Below are 23,728 nucleotides of genomic sequence, written 5' to 3'. Positions count from 1 at the left end.
AACCGTTTTCATCAACAACAAGCCGGCCGCCCGCATCGGCGACAAGTTGGAGTGCGACGGGTCCATCATGGACGGCTCGCACGACGTCTTCATCGGCCGGGACCCCGGCACCTACATGACCATCCATGGCGAGGTGCCGGACTGGGCCAACACCCTGGCCGAGGTGCTGATGATCGGCGGCTCCATCCTGGCGCTGGGCGCCGGGGCCGCCGGCGCCTTCATGGCGGAGGGCCTGTGCGGCCTGATGGCCTTCGGCGAAAGCACGGTCATGAGCATGGCGCTGGGCGCCGCCGGTGCCAAGGTGGGTGGCGCCATTGGCCAGGCCATCGGCGGGGAGCGCGGCCAGATCATCGGCGAGGCGCTGGGCGGCGCCCTGGGGGGCTACGCCGGCGCCAAGGCCGGCACCCGCATGACCGCCGGCCACCCGGTGGACGTGGCAACGGGGGAGCTGTTCACCGAGGCCCGGGACTTCGAGGTGGCCGGCCCCTTGCCCCTGTCCTGGTCGCGCATCTGGTTCTCCAGCTCCACCCATGCCGGTGAACTGGGGTCGGGTTGGCACCATCCCTATGACATGGCGCTGCACCGCTGGATCGACGGCGGCGGCTGGGCCGCGCGCCTGGCCGATGGCCGCCTGGCCCTGTTCAGCGATCCCGCCCCCGGCCGCCCCGCCCTGAACGTGGTGGAGCGGCTGGTGCTGCACACCGACGGGCAGCGCTACTGGCTGTCCGACTATCTGGGCTTGGCCTTCGTCTTCGGGCCCAAGGACGCGGAAAGCGGCCTGCGCCATCTGGTCCACATCATCGACGCCAACGACAACGCCATCCTGCTGCGGCGGGGCGCTGGCGGCCGCCTGGCGGGTATCCAGGACAGTGGCGGCCGCAGCTATGTCGTGAACACGGACACTGCCGGCCGCATCACCGCCGTCGATGGCCCGGCCCCGGATGGTCAAGGCGGCACCTTGCGTCTGGTCAGCTATGTCTATGATGAAGCTGGCGACCTGGTGGAGGCGCGCGATGCCCGGGGCAACGCTTGGCGCTATCGTTACGACAACCACTTGCTGGTGGAGGAGACACGGCGGGGCGGCCTGGCCTTCCAGTTCGTTTGGGACGACATCTCCCTGGGCCGCCGCGCCCGCTGCGTCGACACCTGGGGCACCGATCTGGCCGGCCAGGCGGGGCTGTACCGGGCGCACCTGGACTATGACACCGAGGCGCACACCACCGTGGTGACCACTGGCCGTGGCGCCGTCACCCGCTATCGCTGGAACAGCCTGGGCCTGGTGGAGGAGGAGGTGGATCCGCTGGGTGGCGTCACCCGTCGCCGCTATGATGAAGCCGGGCACTTGGTGGCCGAGATCCGGGCGGATGGCGCCAGCCTGGCGCTGACCTACGACGAATTGGGCCGCTTGACCCGGCGTGTGGCCTGGGATGGCGCCTCGGTGCTCCTGGCCTATGGCGCCGACAGTCTGACCAGTCCCGTCCTGGGCCGGCCGGTGCGGGTGACGGAGCCGGACGGCGCCGTCTACCAGTACCGCTACGACCGTCGCGGCAACCTCACCAGCCATACCGACCCGCTGGGCCACGCCGTCCGCTATCTGCGCGACCCCCGGGGCCTGCCCCTGGCCGTCCAGGATGCGTTGGGCACCATCCGGCGCTTCACTTGGTCCGCCGAAGGCGGCCTGGAGGCGGAGGGCACCGACCGTCACACCCGCCGCCGCTACGCCCACGACGCCCTGGGGCGCATCGTCGGGGTGCAGCGGGGCGAGGACGCGCCCCTGCGCCTGGAGCGGGATGCCAACGGCAATGTCATCGCCATCCACCGCCCCGACGGCGGCACGGTGGAACTGGAATACGATGCGGAAGACAATGTCGTTCGGCACAGTGACCCGCTGGGCCGCGTGACCCGCTGGCGCTATGACGGCCTGCCTTTTCCAGTGGAGCGGGTATCGGCGGACGGCACCCGGTTCGGTTATCGTTACGACAGCGAACTGAACCTGGTCGGCCTGATCAACCAGAAGGGCGAGTCCTACCGCCTGGATTACGACCTAGCTGGCCAACTGGTGGGCGAGGTCGGATTCGACGGACGGCACCTGGCCTATCGCCGCGACGCCGCCGGTTTCGTGGTCGAGGCCCAGGATCAGGGCCGCGCCACGCGCTATGTCCGCGACCCCATGGGTCGGCTGCTGGAAACCGTGTTCGCCGACGGGCAGGCGCACCGCTTCTCCTATGACGGCGCCGGCCGATTGCTTTCCGCCGACACGCCCGATACCCGCGCCGGCTTCGCCTATGACGCCGCCGGCCGGCTGGTGGTGGAGACGCAGGGCGACCAGGAGATCCGCTACCGGCGCGACGGCCGGGGCCGCCGGGTGGCCACCCTGCTGCCGGATGGCCGGCGCATCGACGTGGCCTGGGGGCCGGATGACCTGGCCACGGCTGTGGGACTGGACGGCCAAGCACTGGCCCGCTTCGCCCATGACAGCCTGGGCCGCGAGGTGGAACGGCTGGCCGGCGGCATCCACCAGATGCAGGCCTTCGACCCGCAAGGCCGCCTGGTGCGCCAGGAAGGCCGCCGCCAGGAAGGTGGCGGGGCCGTGTTCACCCGCGGCTACGGCTATGACGGCGCCGACACCCTGACCGCCATCGAGGACGCGCGGCGGGGCGTGAAGCGCTATCATTATGATGCCTGCGACCGCCTCCTGGCGGTGGATGGGACGGAGCCGGAGCGCTTCGTCACCGATCCCGCCGGCAACATCCTGGCCTCCGGCCCCGATGCGGAATTCTGGGGTGGCGAGGCCCGGGGCGACCGTCTGCTGGTGCACGGCGACGCCAAGTTCCAGTACGACGCCTGGGGCAACCGGGTGAAGGAATGGCGGGCCGCCGGTGGCGCCGTCGCCATCGATTACCGCTACGGCCCCGACAACCGCCTGCGGGAGGTGAAGGAATCCAGCCGCCTGGGCACCACCTTCACCCGCTTCGGCTATGACGCCCTGGGCCGCAGGGTGTGGAAGGAAAGCGCCCGCCTGGCCCCCGCCCCGGCCAACGACGCGGGCATGACGGTGGCGACGTCACCCACCGGGCGGCGCACGACCTTCCTCTGGGATGGCGACACCCTGCTGGCCGAGAGCGGCGCCACGCCGGGGACGGCGGACGATCCGCTGGCCACCGTCTATGTCTACGAACCCGGCAGCTTCCGCCCGCTGTTGCAACTGCGCCGGACGGAACCGAAGCAGCGCGCCCAGGTCTACCACTACCATCTGGACCACCTGGGCACGCCGCAGGAACTGACCAACGACAACGGCGAGGTGGTATGGGCCGCCGACTACAAGGCCTGGGGCGCCCTGGCGCGCAGCTACGTCGCCACCGTGCCCAACCCCTTGCGCTTCCAGGGCCAGTACCACGACACGGAAACCGGCCTGCACTACAACCGCCATCGCTACTACGCTCCGGCCCAGGGCTGCTTTATCACCCAGGATCCCATCCGGCTTGCCGGGGGTAACAACTTGGCGATCTATGTTCCCAATCCATTGAAGTGGATCGATCCACTCGGCTTGGCGTGGACGCCGGGTGTCGGCAATCCAAATATGCCTACAGTGGGTGTGACCTCTAATGGCGGCCCGACGTTCGCCGGTACGGATTATTTGTTCCCGGCAACGGGTGATCAAAAGAATATCGTAAAAATCACGATGCAAGGATCTCGCGGTCGTGATTTTACCCAAGCTGATAAACTCGCGGGGATTACTGAATCCAATCGGGAAGGCTATACTTGGCATCACGTTGACGATTTTGATCCGAAGACTGGCGAAACGACGATGGAACTCGTGCGGACGGATGCGCATGAGTCCGTATATCCGCATAAGGGTTCAGTCAGCCAATTCGAGAAGGAGTACGGCGTCAAATATGGAACCAACAGCGCTAAGCAGATCTCCCAGGAAAACGGCTGGCTGAAAGGTCGCCCCTGCACATTCTGAAAATGGAAAGTGATGATGATACAGCCAAACACCTATAGCGGCTCGTCCTATCCGTTAAGCGAGCGAGATGTCGCTGCCGCAGAGTCCAAGATGGGCATCGCGCTCCCGGAACAACTAAAATCATTCACCCTTCATCAAAATGGAGGGCGGCCAAAGAGGCGTTATTGGCATGGCGATGGCGGGTTGGTTTTCTGGGTTGACACCCTGATACCAATAGAGGCAACAGTCAATAATCAGGCCCCCAATGGAATGGTCACGACTTACCTGAATACGACTTCACAAGATATTTTACCGAAGACAGTCATTCCATTTGCCCGCGACCCAGGTGGGAATTTCTTCTGCATCGACGCTGATGCTGAAAGTATTTGGTATTACGCAATGGATGTTTGGGACGATGCCCTTAGTCCGACTGAGAATCATAAGAAGTGTCGTGATTTTCTTGCCGATAGCTTCGAAGTTTTTATGAACGGCCTTTCCGAAAAAGGGGAAGACGATGATTGATGTTTGCTTCCATAGGCTGAAATGACCCCCATGCATTCGATTTCACTCCTGGAAATGGCTGAGATCGAGTCCGGCTTGCAGTTCAAAATGCCCAAGGCCTTCAAGGAGCATTATGCCCGGTACAATGGCGGCGTTCCGGAAAGCCCGAATTTCGATCCCGAAGACGATGATCTTGAATCTCTGGAGGTCAGCGAGTTCCTGCCACTGAAGTACCCGACCGACGACGATCGCACCCTGGAAAAAACCTATGCCAGTCTCGTGGCGCGGGATGTGTTGCCTGACGACCTGCTGCCCTTCGCCTTGGACTGGGGTGGGAATTTCTTTTGTTTGGATAGGGATGGCCAAGTTTATTTCTATACGACCGATTCCTGGCGCCCTAATCTTTCAAATGATGAAAACAAGAAGCGCTCCCGCAAGCTGATCTGCGGGTCGTTCTCGGATTTTCTGGCAGGCCTGTACTAGGGCCCGGTAGATGAATGGATTGGACGGCGCTCAAGACCCGCATTGTCAATGCCACCCGGAAGGCTGTCTCCGATTTACGGCTGGCCCATGGGACCGACACGGTTTACGCCTACGCCCTGTACACCGACAGCGGCGCCATGACCGTGGTGTTATCGGCCAATTCCGTGCAGGGCTTCGACGCGGCGGTGTCGAGCCAGGGGGATCGAAGCCCAGCGACGCTCGCGTACTACAAGTGGGCGACGGCGGAATGGGCGTATGAGGGATGGGGTGGCCCGGAATTCAAGGATATCTGCACCGACCTGCGCACCTCCCCCGACCGGCGGGACTTCTCCAAATTCAAGGCGGCCCTTCTTGACACCATGACCGGGGCGCTCAAGGGCAACAGCGAAGCGATCATCGACGCTGGCGGGCTGTCGCCGTCGCGCTATAACGTGACGCCTCTAACCTTCGGAGGCCAATGACGATGAAATTCAAGGACATCGCCGTCAACCGGCAAGAGCGTTACTCCATCGGTGTCGAACAGGAGACAGGCCGGTTCTTTCTGTCCATTCCCGTCAGTAACCGTCTGGTCGATTATGAGGAATATTACGAAATCAGTCAGTCTGAGTTCGATGCATTCCGCCATAACTTGAGTACCGCCCTACCGCTAGTACAAAGGTGCCGGCATAGACAAGCTGACGACCGGCTGATGGTCACGCCTGGCAGTGATCGAGGGGTAGCTCTTTAAGGCGCTTCATACCATGAACGGGGGCGCTCAAGCGCCTCAATTACGAGGGCTTCTTTGGCACTGGCGCCGACCGGTAACCATCGCCGGATAGCGCCAGGATGATGAAAACAGCCATATCCTGAAGGTCGGCTACATCTTGGATTTCACCCGCCACGACACGCCACCGGCGCTAACCGGTGGAACGGGTATGAAAATGAGGCTGCTGGATTTGTGATTCCGCCGCCGAGTAGGGCCTGCCCCCTGGCAAACCAGCACCTCCACCCATACTTCGTTCCCGGCCGGGCTCGCCCCGAGGATCGGATGGAAGCGGAGATTGAAGATGCCTTCGACCAGGACCTGGATGACCGTCGCGTTGGTCGTCGGCTGCGGCGCCATCGGTTTCGGCTTCGCCTTCATGCGCGCGGCGCAGCCGGACGTGGCCAGCGTGCGCACCACCCTGTCGGCCAACTTCTCCGCCCAATGCTTCAAGACGGCGCGGGCCGCGTCGCCGGCCAATGTGGCCGATGCCAAGCTGCAGGGCTTCTGCGGCTGCACCGCCACCCGGTTGAACGCGGCCCTGACGGATGACGACGTGAAATGGCTGGCGGAACAGGAGCGGCAGGGCGTGACCACCCCGCCGGCCCTGTTGATGGACAAGGCGAGGCCCATCGCCGCCACCTGCCGGGCGGAGGCGGGGCTGGCTGGCTGACCAGCCCCTGTTTCTGGCGTTGCCGTACGACGGGCATGAGGCGAGGCTCATGCCCGTCGATCTCATTAAGGTCGCGTGGCCGGCCAGGTGGCGTCGGCCAGGTGCACGGTGACGGTGGCGGTGATGTCCTGGTAGGAGGTGCCGGTCATCACCTTGTAATCGCCGCCCTTGATCTTCCAGGCGTGCGCCGCCGTGTCATAGGTCGCCAGCAGGCGGGGGTCCACGGTCAAGGCCACACCCTGGCTTTCACCGGCCTTCAGCGCCACCTTGTGGAAGGCGCCCAGGCGCTTGGGCGCCTCCCACCCGGCGTCGGACGGGGCCGCCACGTAGACCTGGGCCACGGCCTTGCCGTCGCGATCGCCGGTGTTGCGCAGCGTCAGGCTGGCCTTGATGCCCTTGGCCTCCGCCGTCGCGGCCAGGTCGGACGCGGCGAAGGTGGTGTAGCTGAGGCCGAAGCCGAAGGGGAAAAGCGGCTTCAGGTTCTTCTTCTCGAACCACTTGTAGCCGATGGCCGCCCCTTCGATGGTGTAGTCGACATGCGGATGCTCCGCCTTGTCCTTGCGGTCGCCGTCCACCACCGTGCGCGGCAGCTGGTCGATCGAGGCCGGGAAGCTGACGGGCAGGTGACCGGAAGGGTTGACCGCACCAGTCAGGACACGGGCGATGGCCGCCCCGCCGCTGGTGCCCGGGTACCAGGCGTTGACCACGGCCGGCACCTTGTCCAGCCAGGGCATGACCACCGGGCCGCCGTTCTCCAGCACCACCACCGTCTTCTTGTTGGCGCCGGCCACGGCCTTGATCAGGGCGTCCTGGTCGTTGGGCAGGTTCAGGTCGATGGCGTCCTGGCCCTCGCCCGTCCACTGGGTGGCGAAGACGATGGCGACATCGCTGCCGGCGGCCAGCTTGGCGGCCGCCTTGGCATCCTTGCCATCAATGTAGGTGATCTTGGCCTGGGTCAGGCCTTGCAGTTCCTTCAGGGGCGAGGACGGGTCGAAGACCATCGGTCCGGGGAAGAATTCCGGCCCCTCGTTGGGAATGATCAGGCCGTTGGCCGGCGCGCCGTAGGGATAGACCTGGGCGGAGCCGCCGCCCGACAGCACGCCCACGTCGGCATGGCCGCCGATGAGGACGATGGTCTTCACCGTCCCCGCCAACGGCAGCAGGTTGCCCTGGTTCTTCAGCAGGACGATGCCCTCCTCCGCGTCGGCCTGCGTCACCTTGGCGTGGGCGGCGTAGTCGATGGTGGCCGCCTGGTCGCCGTTCAGCGGATGCTCGAACAGGCCGTTGGCGAACATGGCGTGCAGGATGCGGCCCACCATGTCGTCCAGGCGCGCGGCGCTGACCTGGCCGTTGTTCACCGCCTCATGCAGCGCGTCCTTGAAGTAGGGCGACTTGTCGAAGGGATAGCCCGACTGCTGGTCCAGGCCGGCGTTGGCGGCATAGGCGGTGGAGTGGGTGGCGCCCCAGTCGGACATGACGAAGCCCTTGAAGCCCCAATCCTTCTTCAGGACCTGGTTCAGCAGCCAATCGTTCTCGCAGGCGTAGGGGCCGTTGACGCGGTTGTAGGAGCACATGACCGAGCCGGGGTTGCCCGTCTCCAGCGCGAACTCGAAGGCCAGCAGGTCGGATTGGCGGCCCGCCGCCTCATCCACCTTCACCTCGATATAGTTGCGGCTGGTCTCCTGGTCGTTGAAGGCGAAGTGCTTCAGGGTGGAGATGACGTGGTTGGACTGGATGCCCTTGATGGCATGGCCGACGATGACGCCAGCCAGCAAGGGATCCTCGCCGCCGTATTCGAAATTGCGACCGTTGCGCGGCTCCCGCATCAGGTTGGTGCCGCCGGCCAGCTGCACGTTGAAGCCGGAGCGGCGGGCCTCGTCGCCGATCATGGCGCCGCCGGCGAAAGCCATCTCCGGGTTCCAGGTGGCGGCCGTCGCCAGGCCGGACGGCAGGGCGGTGCGCAGGCGCGGCGTGGGGCTGGCCTGCGTCGCGACACCCACGCCCGCGTCGGTCTGCGACTGCGCCGGGATGCCCAGGCGGGCGATGCCGGGAACGTAGCCGGCGGAATCCGCCATGCCGCCCTCAATGCGCTTGTACGCCTTGGGCTTGAAGTCGGTGGAGAAGTAGCCGAACACCATCTGCAGCTTCTCTTCCCGCGTCATCACCTTCAGCAGGGCGGCGGTGCGCGCCTCCGGCGACTGGCCGGCGTCCTGCCAGGCTCCCGTGACCGGGGTGGCCGGGGCGACAGGGGTATCCGCCGCGAAAGCGGGATAGGTAAACGCTGTCATAAGCAGCGCGCTGGAGAGCAGCAGGTGGTGTTTAACCGACATGGACGTTTCCGATTTTCGTTTTAGTCGTCAGCGCGGCCCCGCAAGACGGGGACCGGGCATGCCCGGCGCGCGGGTCCCTTCATACCAGCCCGGCGCGGGTGGGCGAAGGCGATAATTCCGGGATATCGAATATCCCCTGACTATTTGTCCCCCTACCCCGCCCTGTGGTCACCGCCCCGGCTTTGCGCTAGAACCCCGCACACCCCAAACCGGGGCGGCGCTTTTTTCCGGGACCAGGGCCATGACCGAAGACAGTGAGCGGAAAATCACCCTCTACGACTTCATCGGCGGTATGGACGCCGTCGCCCGGCTGGTGGAGGCGTTCTACCGTCAGATGGACACCCTGCCCGAGGCGCGGGAACTGCGGGCCATCCACGCCCCCGACCTGACGGAAACCAAGCGCGTGCTGACCCTGTATCTGGCGCAATGGATGGGCGGGCCCGGCGATTACTCCGCCGAGCGCGGACATCCCCGCCTGCGCGCCCGGCACATGGGATTCCAGGTCGGGGAGGCGGAACGCGACGCCTGGCTGCTGTGCATGAAGCGGGCGCTGGATGAGACCATCCCCGACCCGCGCGGCCGCCAGGCCATCCTGGGCGCCCTGGCCCCCCTGGCCGACTGGATGCGCAACCAGCCGCCGGCCTGACCAATCGCCGCTTGACATAGTTCGACGATTAGCTAATCATCGAACTATGAGCCAGGTATTCAGAGCCCTATCCGATCCCACCCGCCGGCGGGTACTGCAGCTCCTGCGCAAGGGGCCGCTGAGCGCGGGCGAGATCAGCGACCAGTTCGACGTTTCCAAGCCCACCATGTCGGCGCATTTCGCCGTGTTGAGGGAGGCCGACCTGGTGCACGCCGAGAAGGCGGGCAAGGCCATCATCTATCACCTGAAGCTGTCGGTGCTGGAAGAAGCGCTGCTGGGCTTCATCGACTCGTTCAGCCCAGGCGCGGAAGCGCCGGATTCCAGGGAGGAGATCACGCGATGAAAGGGGAATTGACCGGAAGCCTCATCTGGGCCGGCGTCATCGGCGTCCTGGCGCTCGGCTCCACGGCCGCGTACAGGCTGGGCTACGTCGACCACGACACGGTCGTCCGCCTGGTCACCGGCATCACCGGGCTGTGGATGGTCTGGTACGGCAACCGCATGCCCAAGACCCTGGTCCCCGTTCCGGCCTGCGCCGGCCAGGCGCGGCGGGTCGCCAGTTGGTCCCTGGTGCTGAGCGGCCTCGCCTACGCCGGCCTGTGGGCGTTCGCGCCCATCCCGGTCGCGGTGTGGGCCGGGACCGGCGCGGTTCTGGCGGGTGTCGCCGTGACGCTGGGCTATTGCCTGTCGCTGCGCGCCAAGGGGAAAGCGGCTTGAGCCACACGCTCAAGGAGGATCCCCCAACTTCGTATTCCTTGGCGTCGGTCACGGGCGCCGGTCACGGGCCGGGGGGCAGGTCCTTGCTCGCGGGATCCCAATGTTCGTCCGCCTTCCCGTCCTTGAAACGCCACATGTCGAACCACGTGGTCGTGTAGGTTTTGGACGGGTCCTTCGGTTCCTTCAGGACACGGCGGAGAACCACGGTCACCAGATCACCCTCCGCCAGCACGGCGACAACAGGGGTCGCCATCTTTTCCGGGACAGGCTGCGGCGTGCGCTTGAGGACTTTGGTGAAGAAGTCCACGACATGGTCGCGGCCGGAAGGCACCATGGGGTTATGCTGGTGATAGTCGGCCGTCAGCCAGCGATCCGCCTCTTCCCAATGATTGGCTTCGAGCAAATCCTTCAGGATGTGATAGGCAGCCTGTTTGTTGCGGTTGAGGACAGGGTCCGGGCTGGTGAAAAGCGCATCCGCGTCCTTGGCGGCCACCACGGCCTCCTGCGCCCTGGCAACTCCCAAAACACCTGCGGCGGACAACATCACACTGATGATGAGAAGACTGGTTTTTCCACGCATTATTGCCATCCCCCATGCTTGATCACTGAAGATTGACGAAGGCGCCGCCGTCCACCAGCAGAGCGGCGCCGGTGACGTAGCGCGCCATGTCGGACGCCAGGAAAACGATGGGGCCGGCCAGATCCTCCGGCACGCCCAGCCGCCCCAAGGGGATGCGGGCCGCCATGCGGGCGCGCTTTTCCGGGTCCGCCAGGTCATCCTTGTTGATGGCGGTCTGAATGGTGCCCGGCAGGACGGAGTTGCAACGGATGCCGTGGCGGCCCAACGCGATGGCGCAAGACTGCATCAGGGAATGCACACCCGCCTTGGTGGGGGTGTAGTGGGTCTGGTACTCCCCCCCCACCAGCGCGCTGATCGAACTGACGGCGATGATGGACCCGCCCCGCCCCTGGGCCACCATTTGCCGGGCGGCTGCCTGAACCATGTAGTAGGCGCCGTGCAGGTTGACCGCCATGGTACGCTCCAGCACGTCCACCGGCATGTCGAGAAAGGCGTGGAAGGGGCAGATGCCGGCGTTGCTGACGAAGACGTCGACACCACCGAAGGCCGTCACCGCCGCGTCGATAAAGGCGGGGGCGGCGGCCGGATCCGCCACGTCGGACCGGACAGCGATCGCCTGCCGCCCCAGGGCCCGGATTTCCGCCACGGCGGACTCCGCCTCCGCCTCGTCGCCCAGGTAATTGATGGCGACGTTGGCGCCGGCGCGGGCACATTCGATGGCGGCCGCCCGGCCGATGCCCTGCGAAGCCCCGGTGATCAGGACCGTCTTGCCCTCAAGCAACATCTCTGGCCTTTCCCTGCCGATACGGCCGCCCCCGTCTTTCCGGGCGACGGCCTGTGGTTCATGTCTTACGACGCGGCCGGCGGCGGCCGGCGCGTTCGCTCCATCCCAACTCACGGCTGATGGCCGTGGCGATATCCGTCACCTGGCCCGTCAGTCCCTCCATGCGGGCGTCGCTCATATACTGTGCGGCGCTGGACACACTGAGCGCCGCCACGATCTCACCGCTGGCGCCGCGGATGGGGGCGGCGACGCAGCGGATCTGATCCTCGTTCTCTTCCAGGTCGAAAGCGTAGCCTTTGGCGGCGTAGGCGCGCATGCGCTCCAGCCAGACGGCCAGACCGACGCTGGAGCCCTGGGCCTCATAGAACTCCCGCCACGCCGCCTCGTCATGATCCAGGATCAGGGCCTTGCCCAAGCCGGTGGACGCGATGGGATGACGTTCCCCCACCCGGGATCCGATGACCACCCGACGGCGGCCCGGCACCTTGTCCAGGTACAGCGCCTGGAAGCCGTCCAGGATGCCCAGGTGCACCGTGTCCTCCGTCGCCGCCGCCAGCTGTTCCAGGTGCGGCCGCGCAAGGCTGGGGATGTGCATCTGCTGATGTGCCACCCAGCCCAGTTCCAGCAGCTTCGGCCCCAGGCTATAGCCTTCGCGCGCCACGAAGGTGAGATAGCCCCGTTCCACCAGGGCCGAGGCCAGACGGTGGGTCGTGGATTTGGTAAGGCTCAGGCGTTCGGACAGGGCCGGCAGGGCGATGGCCCCCTCCGCCACGGCGTCGATGACATCCAGGCCCCGAAACAGGGTCTGGCTCCCCGACGGCGTGCCCTTGCCTTCATCCTCGGCGTCCGCGGCGCCAATCTTTCTGTTTGATTCCATATTGCGGTGTTCCATATCATTTAATGAAATTATTGGCAAGACTAAGCCTGCCCGGTTGTGAGAATGGCGGCCCTATAACGCTTTTTCCAGCAATTTCCCGATATCTGGAATTTCTGTCCTATAACGGCATGGATGACCTGGGTACAACCGCCAGGAAGGGATCAACTAAAGTTCGAAAAATAAGCCCTTATTGCCCGACCGACGCTTCGCCCCCTCCCCACATCACCAGATGCCCGCGCCTTGCCCCGGCCCCGGACCGATAGCAGCACATTTCATATAATGATGCGTTCTTGCATATTATGGTTTGACTCGCTTGCTGACCGGCGATAGCATCCCCGCCACAAATGAACGACAGGGAAGAAGCATCCATAGGCCCGTGCCACAGGCCCTGTGAAGGCGTCGCTTTCACGCCGGCGCATTCGCGCCCATCACCAACGCCATAATGACTCCGCAAGGAAGCCGACACACCGGTGCGACACCATAGCGCCCGGCGAGGGAAGGGTTTGGCCGCCCTGCGGAACCAAAGACAACGAAAATATAAGGGAGACGTTCCAAATGGGACACCGCTGTCACACCCCCTCCGTTCCAGGTCCGGCCGGCGCCGCGCGCACTCTGGCCACCGCCTTGGCCCTGCTGCTGGGCACCGCCAGCGGCCAGGCCCTGGCGCAGTCGGCCGCCCCGGCCACGACACCCGCCCCGGCCACGACACAGGGCAATACCGCCGATGCGGCTGAGCCGCTTGAGGAAATCATCGTCACCGGCACCAGCATCCGCGGCATACAGGCGCAGTCGTCCGCCGTCAGCACGGTGACGCGCGACGATATCGTGGCCACCGGTTCCACCACCGCCACCGAACTGCTGCGGTCCCTGCCCCAGGTGGGCAACTTCAACTCCACCGGCAGCAACACCGGCTTCGGCCAAGCCAACTTCGTCGACCAGCCCGCCATCCATGGCGTGGGCGTGGGCAACGGCGGCGGCGGCCTGACCCTGGTGCTGTTCGACGGCATGCGCCTGCCAGGCGCAGGCATCAATCAAACCGCGCCGGATCCGTCGGCCATCCCCGTCTCCGCCCTGGAACGGGTGGAGGTCATCGCCGATGGCGCCTCGTCGATCTATGGTTCCGACGCGGTCGCGGGCGTGATCAACTTCATCCCCCGCCGCAATTACGACGGGGCGGAAACCCACCTACAGGCGGGCTTCGGCAACTCCTACGACAGCCAGAACTTCAGCCAGCTGTTCGGCAAGACCTGGAAAGGCGGCTCAATCCTGCTGGACTATGAGCATTCGGGCAATTCCGAGCTGAAGGCCGGCAGCCGCTCCTACATCTCCGACAACGCCACGTCCAAGGGCTGGGGCGACAACCGGGTGCAGAACTGCCCGGTCGCCAACATCACGGCAGGCGGCACCACCTATGGCCTGACCGCCACCGGCGCCTTGAAGGCCGGCCAGCCCAACAAGTGCGAGGGCCGGCTGGACGACGACCTCTATCCCGACCAGCACCGCGACCAGGGCCTGATCTCCATCCGGCAGGAGGTGGCCGACGGCATTGAGCTGTTCGCCAATGAACTGTACAGCCGCCGGGTCATGACCACGCGGATGAGTTCGACCTCCGCCCAGGCCTCCCCCAACAACAGCGCCTTCTCCGTCATCGTCCCCAGCGCCAGCCCCTACTACATCGCCATTCCGGGGCAAGGCGGCGTGGACCAGACGGTCACCTTTTTCCCCGGCGGCTCCTTCCTGAACCACACCACCACCAGCACCCAGGTGGCCAACGTTGGGGCGGACATCGACCTGTCCCACGGCTGGCAGGGCAAGGTGGCCGGCAACTTCGGCTTCGAGCGCGACGACGTCCGCCAGAATGGGCTGAACCAGACCCTGGCCACGGACATGGCCGCCGCCGGCACACTGAACCCCTACGGCATCGGCGCCGCGAACAGCCCCGCCGTCCTGGCCGCCCTGCGCGATTACCAGACCCGCTACAGTGGGGAGCAATTCCTGCAGGAAGGCCTGTTCAAGGCTGACGGCCCCCTGTTCGACCTGCCTGGTGGTACCATCAAGGCGGCGGTGGGCGCCGACATCCGGCATGAGCGCTTCGCCGCCAGCAACAGCGTCGGCCCCACCAACCCCGCCAGCTGGCTGAGCGCCAATGAAGCCGCCGTCTCCTCCTTCTCCTCGGTGGGCGAGCGGGACGTGAAGTCGGTGTTCGGGGAGCTGTCGGTGCCCATCGTCGGCGACGACAACGCCGTGCCCGGCATCCGTTCCGTCAACCTGTCGCTGGCCACTCGCTATGACAGCTACAGCGATGTGGGCGACACCACCAACCCCAAGGTCGGCCTGACCTACAGCCCCGTCGAGGGCCTGACCCTGCGTGGCAGCTTCGGTTCCAGCTTCCACGCGCCCAGCCTGGCCGACGCCTCCACCGCCATCGACACCCGGGCCATCCGCTTCACCGATTTCGTCGGCTTCGACCCCAACAAGTATTCCATCATCCTGGCCGGCGGCAACAAGCTGAAGCCCGAGACGGCGGACACCTACTCCGCCGGCTTCGACTACAAGCCCAAGGAGCTGCCGGGCCTGAAGGTCAGCTCCAGCTACTTCCGCATCGACTATTACAACGTCATCACCTTCCCCACCTTCAACCCGGTCACCCAGCCGCAGAACCCGGTTTACGACGCCTATCGGCTGTACAACCCCACCCTGGCCCAGGCCCTGGCGCTGACCTCCGGCTTCCGCCACGACGGCAATTTCGACGTGACGGCGCAGTTGCCGACGGCCATCTATGACCTGCGGCGCCAGAACTTCGCGGATGAGTTCATCCAGGGCATGGACTTCGACGTCAGCTACGGCTGGGACGCGGACCGGCTGGGCGCCTTCACCGTGGGCCTGGCGGGCACCTGGCTGTGGCAGTTCGACCAGAAGATCAAGGGCGCCACGTCCATCAACACTCTGCTGAACACGGACTACGCCATCGACTTCAAGGCCCGCGCCAGCCTGATGTGGACGCTGGACGCCTACACCGCCGGTGTTTTCGTGAACTACACCAACGGCTACACCAACGCCAGCACCGGCGGCCTGGCGGTGCAGAAGGTGGACAGCTTCACCACCGCCGACCTGCACCTGGCCTGGAACGTCCCGGGCCAGGGCATGATGGGTGGCATCCAGGCCACGCTGGACGTGAACAACGTTTTCGATACCGCCCCACCCTATTACTACAACACCAACGGCGTCTCCGGCGTCGACCTGACCGCCGCGTCCCCCCTGGGCCGCGTCATCTCCATCGGCCTGACCAAGAGGTGGTGAGGCCGATACCCCGAGTACCCTAGTTCTCTTTCCTCCCCTGGCGGGTGTCTCGGGCGCCGTTATCGGTTCTCGGCGGCACCCGCCCTTTTCCGTCCAGCCAAACGGGCCCTCAATCAAGAATCTCAAGGGAGCGAGCACGCGCATGAATCGTCGGGAAATGCTGCTGGTCGTGGGGGGCGCCGCCGTGGCCGCCGCCGCGGTCTCCACCGGGACATCCAAGCCCGCCCAGGCCCAGGACATGGTGATGGAGCCGGCGGTGGCCGGCGCGCCCAATGCCGAGTGGGGCGCCAAGGCGGACGCGCTGATGCCCGCGCTGGTGGAAACGGCGCAGCCGCCGCTGGCCCTGGTGCGCGCCGTGGCCGACACCTCGTCGCCCTTGCGCTGGCGCATGGAGACGGAGGCGCCGGCCGACAGTCTGGCCGGCCGCGCCTTCAAGAAGGGCGACAGCTTCATCCTTGATTTCGGCGGTCACCGCACCGGCCACCTGGCCTTCCGCCTGGAAACCGTGGGGCGGGAGCCCGACGCCCCCGCCCGCCTGCGCCTGACCTTCGGTGAGGTGCCCAGCGACGTGGCCGAACCGCTGTACCCTTACCAGGGGGTGCTCAGCAGCGCCTGGCTGCCGGATGAGGTCATCAACGTCGATTACCTGCCGCAGTCGGTGCACATGCCCCGCCGCTACGCCTTCCGCTATGTGAAGGTGGAGGTCGTCGACACCTCTTCCGGCTTCAGCGTGCGGTTCGAGGATGTGAAGGCCATCGCGCTGACCTCCGCCAAGGCGACGCCCGCCCCCCTGCCCGCCAAATACTCCGACCTTGCGCGGCGCATCGACGCCGTGTCGCTGGCCACGCTACGCGATTGCATGCAGACGACGTTCGAGGACGGGCCCCGCCGCGACCAGCGGCTGTGGGTGGGCGATTTGCGCCTGCAGGCCCTGGCCAACTACGCCACCTTCAAGCAGAACGATCTGGTGAAGCGCTGCCTTTACCTGTTCGCGGCATACCGCCGGCAGGACGGGCTGGTGGCGGCCTGCGTCTATGAGAAGCCCAAGGCGCGCTATGGCGGCATCCACATCGTCGACTATGCCGCCCTGTTCAACGTGGCGCTGGCCGACTACCTGGAGGCCACGGGCGACGAGGCGACAGCGCGCGAGCTATGGCCCGTGGCCAAGCGGCAGCTGGAGATCATCGGCCAGCGCATCAACGCCGACGGCCGCTATGTCGACCCCGGCAACGTCTGGATCTTCATCGACTGGTCGCGGGATCTGCACAAGGACGCGGCCATCCAGGGCCTGCTGGTCTTCGCCCACAAGCGCACCCTGGACCTGGCCCGCAAGCTGGGCCTGGAGCGCGAGGTGGCGGACTATCCCGTCCTGATCGACCGTATGACCAAGGCCGCCCGCGCCTTCTGGGATGCCGGCGCCAAGGCCTTTGTCAGCGGGCCCGGCCACCAGGTTTCCTGGGCGTCGCAGGCGTGGATGGCCATCGGCGGCGTCCTGCCGGCCAGGGACTGCGCCACGGCGTTGAAGACCGCGCTGGCCAGCCCCACGGCGGTGAAGCCCGTCACCCCCTATCTCTACCACTATATGGCGGAGGCGCTGCTGGACAGCGGGCTGGATAAGGAGGCCAAGGGCCTGGTCGAAAGCTATTGGGGCGGCATGGTCAAGGCCGGCGCCGACACCTTCTGGGAGGTTTACGACCCCGCCCAACCGCTGAGTTCCCCTTATGGCGACATCCACATCAACAGCTACTGCCACGCCTGGAGCTGCACGCCGACATACTTCTACCGCGCACGTGGCATGGTCGCTTAAATTCCCATATTGTGCTTGTTGGTTCCATATATCATTCTTCCTGGAGAAAACCGGGAGCGAGAGGGAGTATCGGCCCCATGGCCTTTCCAGTGATCAGCCAGGTCCGCGCCTATGTCGTGCGCGGCGGCGGCGCGGATTATCACGACCAGGGCGACGGCCACTGGATCGACGATCACATCGCGACACCCATGGCGAAGTACCCGGAATACCGGCAGAGCCGGCAGAGCTTCGGCATCAACGTGCTGGGTACCCTGGTGGTGGAGATCGAGGCCACCGATGGCACGGTGGGTTTCGCCGTCACTACGGGTGGGGAGCCGGCCGCCTATATCGTGGAAAAGCACCTGGCCCGCTTCCTGGAAGGCCGCAGCCCGACCGATTACGAGAAGATCTGGGACCAGATGTACTTCGGGACCCAGTACTACGGCCGCAAGGGCCTGGTGGTGAACGCCCTCTCCGGCGTCGACCTCGCCTTGTGGGACCTCTTGGGCAAGCTGCGGCAGGAGCCGGTGTACCACCTGCTGGGCGGGGCCGTACGTGATGAGCTGAGCTTCTACGCCACGGGCGCCCGGCCCGATTTGGCCAAACGGATGGGCTTCATCGGCGGCAAGATGCCCCTGCACCACGGCCCCGCCGAGGGTGAGGAGGGCCTGGCCAAAAATATCGCCGAGCTGGCCACCATGCGTGAGCGCTGCGGCGATGACTTCTGGCTGATGTTCGACTGCTGGATGGCGCTGGACCTGAATTACGCCACCCGGCTGGCCCACAAGGCCAAGGAATATGGCCTGAAGTGGATCGAGGAGGCCTTGAGCCCCGATGATTACTGGGGCTACGCCGCGCTGAAGAAAGCCGCCCCCACCGGCATGCTGGTGACGACAGGTGAGCATGAGGCCACCCGCTGGGGCTTCCGCATGCTGATGGAGATGGACTGCTGCGACATCATCCAGCCCGACGTGGGCTGGTGCGGCGGCGTCACCGAGTTGCTCAAGATCTCCGCCATGGCCGACAGCAGGGGTGTCATGGTCATCCCCCATGGCTCCAGCGTCTACAGCTATCACTTCGTCATCACCCGGCATAACAGCCCGTTCGCCGAGTTCCTGATGATGGCGCCCAAAGCCGACCAGGTCGTGCCCATGTTCCATCCCCAGTTGCTGGGCGAGCCGGTGCCGGAGAACGGCCGCCTCAAGGCCACGGCCCTGGACAAGCCCGGTTTCGGGGTGGAGCTGAACCCCGCCATCACCCTGCACCGCCCCTACACGCACTGAACGCCTTTAAGGTTTTGAACCCATGAAGCTATTGCGCTACGGCCCCAAGGGCCAGGAGCGGCCCGGCCTGCTGGACGCCGAAGGCCGCATCCGCGACCTGTCCGCCCACGTGGCCGACATCACCCCCGACGTGCTGTCCCCCGCCGGGCTGGCCCGGCTGAAGGCCATCGCCCCCGCCACCCTGCCGGTGGTCGACGGGGATCCCCGCCTGGGCGTGCCCGTGGCCCGCGTGCCGAAGTTCCTGGCCATCGGCCTGAACTATGCCGACCATGCCAAGGAAGCCAACCTGCCCGTCCCGTCGGAACCCATCCTGTTCACCAAGGCCACCAGCTGCCTGAACGGCCCCGACGACGACGTCATGCTACCGCAGGACAGCGTCAAGTCGGACTGGGAGGTGGAGTTGGGCGTGGTCTTCGGCCGGACGGCCCGCTACGTGCCCCAGGACCGGGCACTGGACCATGTCGCCGGCTACGTCCTGGTCAATGACGTGTCGGAACGCTTCAACCAGAAGGAACGCGGCAGCCAGTGGGACAAGGGCAAAGGCCACGACACGTTCGGTCCCGTCGGCCCCTGGCTGGTGACGGCCGATGAGGTGGGCGACCCGCAGGATCTGGACATGTGGCTGGACCTGAACGGCCAGCGCATGCAGACGGGCAACACCCGCACCATGATCTTCGGCGTGGCCGAGTTGATCGCCTACGTCAGCCGCTTCATCACGCTGGAGCCGGGCGACATCCTGACCACCGGCACCCCCCCGGGCGTGGGCGAGGGCCAGAAGCCGGAGATGGTGTTCCTGAAGGCCGGCGACGTCATGACCCTGGGCATCCAGAAGCTGGGACGGCAGCGGCAGAAGGTGGTGGCATGGGTCAACCGGGAGGGCCAGGCGTGATGACCATTTTCGAAGGCCGCTTCGCCGGCCGCACCGCCATCGTCACCGGTGGCGCCTCCGGCCTAGGCAAGGAGACCGCCCGCCGCCTGGTGGCGGAGGGGGCCAGGGTCGCCCTGTGGGACGTGCGGGAGGATGCCCTCCACGCTGCGGCGGCGGAGGTCGGCGCCAGCCACACGGTGGCGCTGGACGTGACCGATCCCGCGGCCGTGGAGGCGGCGACAGCGTCCAGCCAACAGGCCCTGGGTGGGCAGGTGGATATCCTGGTGGCCTCGGCCGGTATCACCGGCGCCACCGTGCCGGTGCATGAGTTCCCGCTGGACAGCTGGCGCCGCACCATCGACATCAACCTGAACGGCCTGTTCTACTGCTGTCGCGCCGTGGTGCCGCTGATGCTGGCCCAGGGGTATGGCCGCATCGTCAACGTGGCGTCGGTCGCGGGCAAGGAGGGCAACCCCAACGCCAGCGCCTATTCCGCCAGCAAGGCCGGCGTCATCGGCTTCACCAAATCGCTGGGCAAGGAACTGGCCGGCAAGGGCGTGATGGTCAACAGCATCACCCCCGCCACCTTCGACAGCCCCATCCTGGAGCAGCTGCCGCAAAGCCAGGTGGATTACATGCGCTCCAAAATCCCCATGGGCCGCCTGGGCCAGGTGGAGGAAAGCGCCGCCATGGTCTGTTTCATGGCCAGCGAGGAATGCAGCTTCACCACCGCTTCCACCTTCGACACCTCGGGCGGCCGCACGACTTATTAAGGTTCAAGCGGGCGCCGGGCGCCAGCATCCGCTGGTTAGCTTGTCCTCGCGTCCTACGGCGGCCTGAGCCATTCGGCTCATGCCGCTGATATAAGTATCAGAAAAAATGACCAAGGGAGGGACCGCGCGGGCCATGGCCGACACGCTGATCCTGGTCGATCCACACATGCACCTGTGGGATCTGGCCCATATCCGCTATCCCTGGCTGACCCCGCCCTTCGGTGACGGCGGGGTCAACGGTGATGTCACGCCTATCGCGCGTGACCAGGGTGTGGATGACTATCTGGCCGCCGCCCGGGAATTGCCCCCGGGCTGGACCCTGGGCAAAAGCGTGCACGTGGACGCCGGCGCCCACCCGGGCGACGCGCTCAAGGAATCCGCCTGGCTGCAAGGCTTGGCCGACATCGGGGGTTTCCCCCACGGCATCGTCGGCTATGCGGCGCTGGAAGCGGCGGACGCCGACCGCGTGCTGGCGGCCCACGCGGAGTTCCGCAACGTGCGCGGCATCCGCCAGATCCTGAACTGGCACCCGGACCCGGCCAAGACCTACACGCCCCGCGACCTGCTGCGGGACGATGCCTGGCAGGCGGGTTTCCACCGGCTGGCCAGGCACGGCCTATCCTTCGATCTGCAAATCTATCCCGGCCAGATGGCGGCCGCGGCCGCGCTGGCGGCCCGGCACCCGCACACGGTCCTGATCCTGAACCACACCGGCATGCCGGTGGACCGGGACGCCGATGGCCTGGCGCTGTGGCGCCAGGGCATGGCGGCGCTGGCCGGCCAGCCCAATGTCGCCGTCAAGATCTCAGGGCTGGGCATGCTGGATCGCGCCTGGACGACGGAGAGCATCCGTCCCTTCGTCCTGGAAACGATCGAGCTGTTCGGCACCGACCGCGCCATGTTCGCCAGCAATTTTCCGGTCGACGGCCTGGGCGGGCGCCTGGGGGCCTATTTCACCGCGTACGACCAGATCACCGGCGCCTTTTCCGCCGATGAGCGGGCGGCGCTGTTCGGCGGCACCGCCGCGCGCGTCTATCGTTTGGCCTGACACGAACAAAAACTGGCTGACACGAACAAAAACACTGGGGAGTTTTCGATGGGCGCCAATCCCGTACTGGGTGTGTTCTTCCACTGGCTGGGCGGCCTGGCCTCCGCCAGCTTTTACGTGCCCTACCGGGGCGTGCGCAACTGGTCCTGGCCGGTGTTCTGGCTGGTGGGCGGGGTGTTCAGCTGGATCCTGGCGCCCTGGCTGTTCGCGCTGGTAAAGACGGAAAACCTGGGCGCCGTGCTGGCGGCCGCGCCCGCGCGCACCCTGTTCCTGTGCTACCTGTTCGGCGCGCTGTGGGGCCTGGGCGGGCTGACCTTCGGCCTGACCTTGCGCTATCTCGGCATGTCCCTGGGCATGGCGGTGGCCCTGGGCCTGACCGCAGCCTTCGGTACCCTGATCCCTCCCCTGGTCAACGGCGACCTGGTCGGCACGCTCATGCAGACCCGTCACGGCCTGGTCATCCTGGGCGGCGTCGCCGTCTGCCTGGTGGGCATCGCCATCGTCGGCTGGGCCGGTCGCCTGAAGGAAGGCGACGGCATTGAGCAGCAGGGCGTGGTGGAGTTCGACTTCCGGCGCGGCATCCTGATCGCCGTCTTCTCCGGCATCATGAGCAGTTGCTTCGCCTATGGCCTGGCGGCGGGAGAGCCCATCCGCCAGCTGACCCTGGCCCAAGGCACCGACCCGCTGTCGCAGGGCCTGCCCGTGCTGGTGGTGGTGCTGTCCGGCGGCTTCACCACCAATTTCCTATGGTGCCTGTACCTGATCATCCGCGACGGCTGTTTCCCGGAATTCGTCGGCCGCCAGGGGCGCAAAGCGGCCGTCCCGCCCCCGCTGCTGCGCAACTACGCCCTGTGCGCGCTGGCCGGCATCGCGTGGTACCTGCAGTTCTTCTTCTACACCATGGGCGAAAGCCAGATGGGGCGCTTCGGCTTCTCCAGCTGGACCCTGCACATGGCCAGCATCATCATCTTCGCCACCCTGTGGGGCTTCATGCTGAAGGAATGGGCGGGATCCAGCCGCCGCACCCGGGCTGTGCTGGCCCTGGGCATCGGCGTGCTGGTGCTGTCCACCTGCGTCATCGGCCTGGGCAACTACCTGGGGACGCTGGCGGACTGAATGGGCACGCACCAGCGGCAGCCCTGTGCCGCTGTAGGACGCGACCGCGTCCGCCGGAACGAGTACCGAAGGAACGGAGTGAGGAAGCCAAGCCGGCGGATGCCGGCGCCCGGCGTCTGAGGGCGCTTGTGTCTTCCAAATCTTGGCTCATCCCACGCCCCAGAAGTCCGCCGGCACCATCACCTTGCCGTCGGCGAAGATGCCCCGGTCGGCGCCGGGTTCGGCCAGGAACCAGGGGCCGTCCAGGTCGACCACGTCACACAGCTGGGCCAGGACGAAGCCGGGCGCCGTCGCCAGGACGGAGCCCGCCATGTTGCCCACCATGACGCCCAGGCCCAGGCGCCGGGCCTCCGCCGCCATGGCCAACGCCTCCGTCAGGCCGCCGCACTTGTCCAGCTTGATGTTGACGACGGCGAAGCGGTGGTGCTGCTCGCGCAGTTCCGTGAGGTCCAGGATGCTCTCATCCGCCGCCACCGGCAGGGGGCAGTCCCAGCCGTCCAGCAGATGCTCCGCCCCCCGCTGCACCGGCTGTTCCAGCAGCGACACGTTCTGGTCCACCAGCATGGCCGCCAGCGGTTCCAGGTCGGCGGCGCCGAAGCCTTGGTTGGCATCGACGGACAGCCAGACGTCCGGCCGGGCCCGGCGCACCACCCGCACCCGTTCGGTATCCGCCGGCAGGTCGCCCTCCAGCTTCAGCTTGATAGCGGCGGCGCCAGCGAAAGCGTCCAGGCGGCGCAGGATTTCCGCCGGGTCATCGGCCGGCAGGGTGAAGGTGGTGACCCGGGGCCGCGGCTCCGGCACGCCGGCCAGCCTCCACACGGGCGTGCCGACCTGGAGGGACTCCAGTTCCCACAGGGCGCAGTCCAGCGCGTTGCGGGCGCCACCGGGGGGCAGCAGGGCCTGCAGGCCCTGGCGGTCGACACCAGCCTCCAGCGCGTCCCTCACCCGTTCGATCTCCCGCTCCATATGGGGCGGATCGTCGTTTAGGTAATAGACGCCAGCGGCTTCGCCATGGCCGAAGCGGATGCCGTCACCCACGGTGACGACGACGGCGGGCATGGCGTGCAGCAGATATCCCGAAATACGGAACGGCTCACGCATGCGCATGGCGTCCCGGCGATAGGTGACAGACAGGCTCACCGACGAACACTCCGTGCGGTTCGGGAGGCGTGGAGGAAAAGCAGGATGGCGGCCCCGGCCAAGGGGGCGATGACCAGCGTCAGCGACTGGCCGATGGCCAAGGGGTCGGCGAAGACGGGTCGGGACATAACCGTC

General features: G+C 66.2%; 21 protein-coding genes. 16 read left to right on the top strand and 5 right to left on the bottom strand.

What is annotated here, in order from left to right; all coding sequences use genetic code 11:
* From I55_RS32755 to I55_RS04805, 6 genes are all read left to right on the top strand, one after another.
* On the top strand, positions 1-3,967 hold a 3,967-nt coding region (locus tag I55_RS32755), incomplete at its 5' end, for an RHS repeat-associated core domain-containing protein (RefSeq protein ID WP_049973837.1).
* 12 nt (positions 3,968-3,979) lie between these two features.
* Positions 3,980-4,468 carry an SMI1/KNR4 family protein gene (locus I55_RS34075; RefSeq protein WP_083900845.1) on the top strand — a complete coding sequence of 163 codons (489 nt, stop codon included), beginning with the start codon at positions 3,980-3,982 and terminating at the stop codon, positions 4,466-4,468.
* 30 nt (positions 4,469-4,498) lie between these two features.
* The gene (locus I55_RS04825; RefSeq protein ID WP_049973836.1) at positions 4,499-4,930 is read left to right on the top strand and encodes an SMI1/KNR4 family protein; all 432 of its coding nucleotides are present in this window, start codon (positions 4,499-4,501) and stop codon (positions 4,928-4,930) included.
* 14 nt (positions 4,931-4,944) lie between these two features.
* Positions 4,945-5,391: a DUF4303 domain-containing protein gene (locus I55_RS04820; protein WP_049973835.1), complete on the top strand. Its 447-nt coding sequence runs from the start codon at positions 4,945-4,947 to the stop codon at positions 5,389-5,391.
* A 2-nt stretch (positions 5,392-5,393) separates the two neighbouring features.
* On the top strand, positions 5,394-5,657 hold the full coding sequence (locus I55_RS04815; RefSeq protein ID WP_044559371.1) for a hypothetical protein: 264 nt from the start codon (positions 5,394-5,396) through the stop codon (positions 5,655-5,657).
* Positions 5,658-5,976: 319 nt separating this feature from the next.
* Positions 5,977-6,345, top strand: coding sequence for a hypothetical protein (locus I55_RS04805; protein ID WP_148293573.1), 369 nt, complete (start codon positions 5,977-5,979; stop codon positions 6,343-6,345).
* 65 nt (positions 6,346-6,410) lie between these two features.
* Here I55_RS04805 and I55_RS04800 read toward each other — a convergent pair whose 3' ends face one another.
* Entirely contained in the window at positions 6,411-8,675 is a 2,265-nt protein-coding gene (locus I55_RS04800) for a glycoside hydrolase family 3 C-terminal domain-containing protein (protein WP_083900844.1), read from the bottom strand.
* A gap of 241 nt (positions 8,676-8,916) precedes the next feature.
* Here I55_RS04800 and I55_RS04795 point away from each other — a divergent pair, with 241 nt between their 5' ends.
* From I55_RS04795 to I55_RS04785, 3 genes are read left to right on the top strand one after another with little or no spacing between them, the layout of a single operon-like run.
* A complete protein-coding gene (locus I55_RS04795; RefSeq protein ID WP_044559367.1) occupies positions 8,917-9,321 on the top strand; it encodes a group II truncated hemoglobin in 405 nt (134 codons plus the stop codon).
* 46 nt (positions 9,322-9,367) lie between these two features.
* Entirely contained in the window at positions 9,368-9,664 is a 297-nt protein-coding gene (locus I55_RS04790; protein WP_044559366.1) for an autorepressor SdpR family transcription factor, read from the top strand.
* Complete coding sequence (locus I55_RS04785; protein WP_044559365.1) at positions 9,661-10,038, top strand: hypothetical protein; 378 nt, start codon at positions 9,661-9,663, stop codon at positions 10,036-10,038. Before I55_RS04790 ends, I55_RS04785 begins: the two co-directional genes overlap by 4 nt.
* A gap of 61 nt (positions 10,039-10,099) precedes the next feature.
* Here the strand turns inward: I55_RS04785 and I55_RS04780 are convergent, their stop codons facing one another.
* From I55_RS04780 to I55_RS04770, 3 genes are read right to left on the bottom strand one after another with little or no spacing between them, the layout of a single operon-like run.
* The gene (locus I55_RS04780) at positions 10,100-10,618 is read right to left on the bottom strand and encodes a nuclear transport factor 2 family protein (protein ID WP_252181016.1); all 519 of its coding nucleotides are present in this window, start codon (positions 10,616-10,618) and stop codon (positions 10,100-10,102) included.
* 22 nt (positions 10,619-10,640) lie between these two features.
* Positions 10,641-11,402, bottom strand: coding sequence for an SDR family NAD(P)-dependent oxidoreductase (locus I55_RS04775; RefSeq protein WP_044559363.1), 762 nt, complete (start codon positions 11,400-11,402; stop codon positions 10,641-10,643).
* 58 nt (positions 11,403-11,460) lie between these two features.
* Positions 11,461-12,279, bottom strand: coding sequence for an IclR family transcriptional regulator (locus I55_RS04770; RefSeq protein WP_044559362.1), 819 nt, complete (start codon positions 12,277-12,279; stop codon positions 11,461-11,463).
* A 555-nt stretch (positions 12,280-12,834) separates the two neighbouring features.
* Between I55_RS04770 and I55_RS04765 the strand changes: the two genes are divergently transcribed.
* The 7 genes from I55_RS04765 (at position 12,835) to rhaT (ending at position 22,453) form a co-directional block, all read left to right on the top strand.
* Complete coding sequence (locus I55_RS04765) at positions 12,835-15,579, top strand: TonB-dependent siderophore receptor (RefSeq protein ID WP_044559361.1); 2,745 nt, start codon at positions 12,835-12,837, stop codon at positions 15,577-15,579.
* A gap of 142 nt (positions 15,580-15,721) precedes the next feature.
* Positions 15,722-17,386 (top strand): family 78 glycoside hydrolase catalytic domain, encoded by a 1,665-nt coding sequence (locus I55_RS04760; RefSeq protein ID WP_049973834.1) that lies wholly within the window; start codon positions 15,722-15,724, stop codon positions 17,384-17,386.
* A 77-nt stretch (positions 17,387-17,463) separates the two neighbouring features.
* A complete protein-coding gene (rhmD, locus tag I55_RS04755; RefSeq protein WP_044559360.1) occupies positions 17,464-18,648 on the top strand; it encodes an L-rhamnonate dehydratase in 1,185 nt (394 codons plus the stop codon).
* Between the two features lie 22 nt (positions 18,649-18,670).
* On the top strand, positions 18,671-19,537 hold the full coding sequence (locus I55_RS04750) for a fumarylacetoacetate hydrolase family protein (protein WP_044559359.1): 867 nt from the start codon (positions 18,671-18,673) through the stop codon (positions 19,535-19,537).
* Complete coding sequence (locus tag I55_RS04745) at positions 19,537-20,289, top strand: SDR family NAD(P)-dependent oxidoreductase (protein ID WP_044559358.1); 753 nt, start codon at positions 19,537-19,539, stop codon at positions 20,287-20,289. Before I55_RS04750 ends, I55_RS04745 begins: the two co-directional genes overlap by 1 nt.
* Positions 20,290-20,422: 133 nt before the next feature.
* Positions 20,423-21,337 carry an amidohydrolase gene (locus I55_RS04740; RefSeq protein WP_044559373.1) on the top strand — a complete coding sequence of 305 codons (915 nt, stop codon included), beginning with the start codon at positions 20,423-20,425 and terminating at the stop codon, positions 21,335-21,337.
* A 48-nt stretch (positions 21,338-21,385) separates the two neighbouring features.
* Positions 21,386-22,453, top strand: coding sequence for an L-rhamnose/proton symporter RhaT (rhaT, locus tag I55_RS04735; protein ID WP_044559357.1), 1,068 nt, complete (start codon positions 21,386-21,388; stop codon positions 22,451-22,453).
* Between the two features lie 147 nt (positions 22,454-22,600).
* Here rhaT and I55_RS04730 read toward each other — a convergent pair whose 3' ends face one another.
* Positions 22,601-23,593 carry a dipeptide epimerase gene (locus I55_RS04730; protein ID WP_044559356.1) on the bottom strand — a complete coding sequence of 331 codons (993 nt, stop codon included), beginning with the start codon at positions 23,591-23,593 and terminating at the stop codon, positions 22,601-22,603.
* Positions 23,594-23,728: the final 135 nt, after the last annotated feature.

It is taken from the genome of Azospirillum sp. B4 (assembly GCF_000333275.1).
GTDB lineage: Bacteria > Pseudomonadota > Alphaproteobacteria > Azospirillales > Azospirillaceae > Nitrospirillum.
This window is presented reverse-complemented; position numbering and strand designations above follow the sequence as displayed.

Coding starts and splice junctions, on each gene's coding strand:
- I55_RS34075 (WP_083900845.1), top strand. CDS start 3,980: ATGATGATACAGCCAAACACCTATAGCGGCTCGTCCTATCCGTTAAGC.
- I55_RS04825 (WP_049973836.1), top strand. CDS start 4,499: ATGCATTCGATTTCACTCCTGGAAATGGCTGAGATCGAGTCCGGCTTG.
- I55_RS04820 (WP_049973835.1), top strand. CDS start 4,945: ATGGATTGGACGGCGCTCAAGACCCGCATTGTCAATGCCACCCGGAAG.
- I55_RS04815 (WP_044559371.1), top strand. CDS start 5,394: ATGAAATTCAAGGACATCGCCGTCAACCGGCAAGAGCGTTACTCCATC.
- I55_RS04805 (WP_148293573.1), top strand. CDS start 5,977: ATGCCTTCGACCAGGACCTGGATGACCGTCGCGTTGGTCGTCGGCTGC.
- I55_RS04800 (WP_083900844.1), bottom strand. CDS start 8,675: ATGTCGGTTAAACACCACCTGCTGCTCTCCAGCGCGCTGCTTATGACA.
- I55_RS04795 (WP_044559367.1), top strand. CDS start 8,917: ATGACCGAAGACAGTGAGCGGAAAATCACCCTCTACGACTTCATCGGC.
- I55_RS04790 (WP_044559366.1), top strand. CDS start 9,368: ATGAGCCAGGTATTCAGAGCCCTATCCGATCCCACCCGCCGGCGGGTA.
- I55_RS04785 (WP_044559365.1), top strand. CDS start 9,661: ATGAAAGGGGAATTGACCGGAAGCCTCATCTGGGCCGGCGTCATCGGC.
- I55_RS04780 (WP_252181016.1), bottom strand. CDS start 10,618: ATGCGTGGAAAAACCAGTCTTCTCATCATCAGTGTGATGTTGTCCGCC.
- I55_RS04775 (WP_044559363.1), bottom strand. CDS start 11,402: ATGTTGCTTGAGGGCAAGACGGTCCTGATCACCGGGGCTTCGCAGGGC.
- I55_RS04770 (WP_044559362.1), bottom strand. CDS start 12,279: ATGGAATCAAACAGAAAGATTGGCGCCGCGGACGCCGAGGATGAAGGC.
- I55_RS04765 (WP_044559361.1), top strand. CDS start 12,835: ATGGGACACCGCTGTCACACCCCCTCCGTTCCAGGTCCGGCCGGCGCC.
- I55_RS04760 (WP_049973834.1), top strand. CDS start 15,722: ATGAATCGTCGGGAAATGCTGCTGGTCGTGGGGGGCGCCGCCGTGGCC.
- rhmD (WP_044559360.1), top strand. CDS start 17,464: ATGGCCTTTCCAGTGATCAGCCAGGTCCGCGCCTATGTCGTGCGCGGC.
- I55_RS04750 (WP_044559359.1), top strand. CDS start 18,671: ATGAAGCTATTGCGCTACGGCCCCAAGGGCCAGGAGCGGCCCGGCCTG.
- I55_RS04745 (WP_044559358.1), top strand. CDS start 19,537: ATGACCATTTTCGAAGGCCGCTTCGCCGGCCGCACCGCCATCGTCACC.
- I55_RS04740 (WP_044559373.1), top strand. CDS start 20,423: ATGGCCGACACGCTGATCCTGGTCGATCCACACATGCACCTGTGGGAT.
- rhaT (WP_044559357.1), top strand. CDS start 21,386: ATGGGCGCCAATCCCGTACTGGGTGTGTTCTTCCACTGGCTGGGCGGC.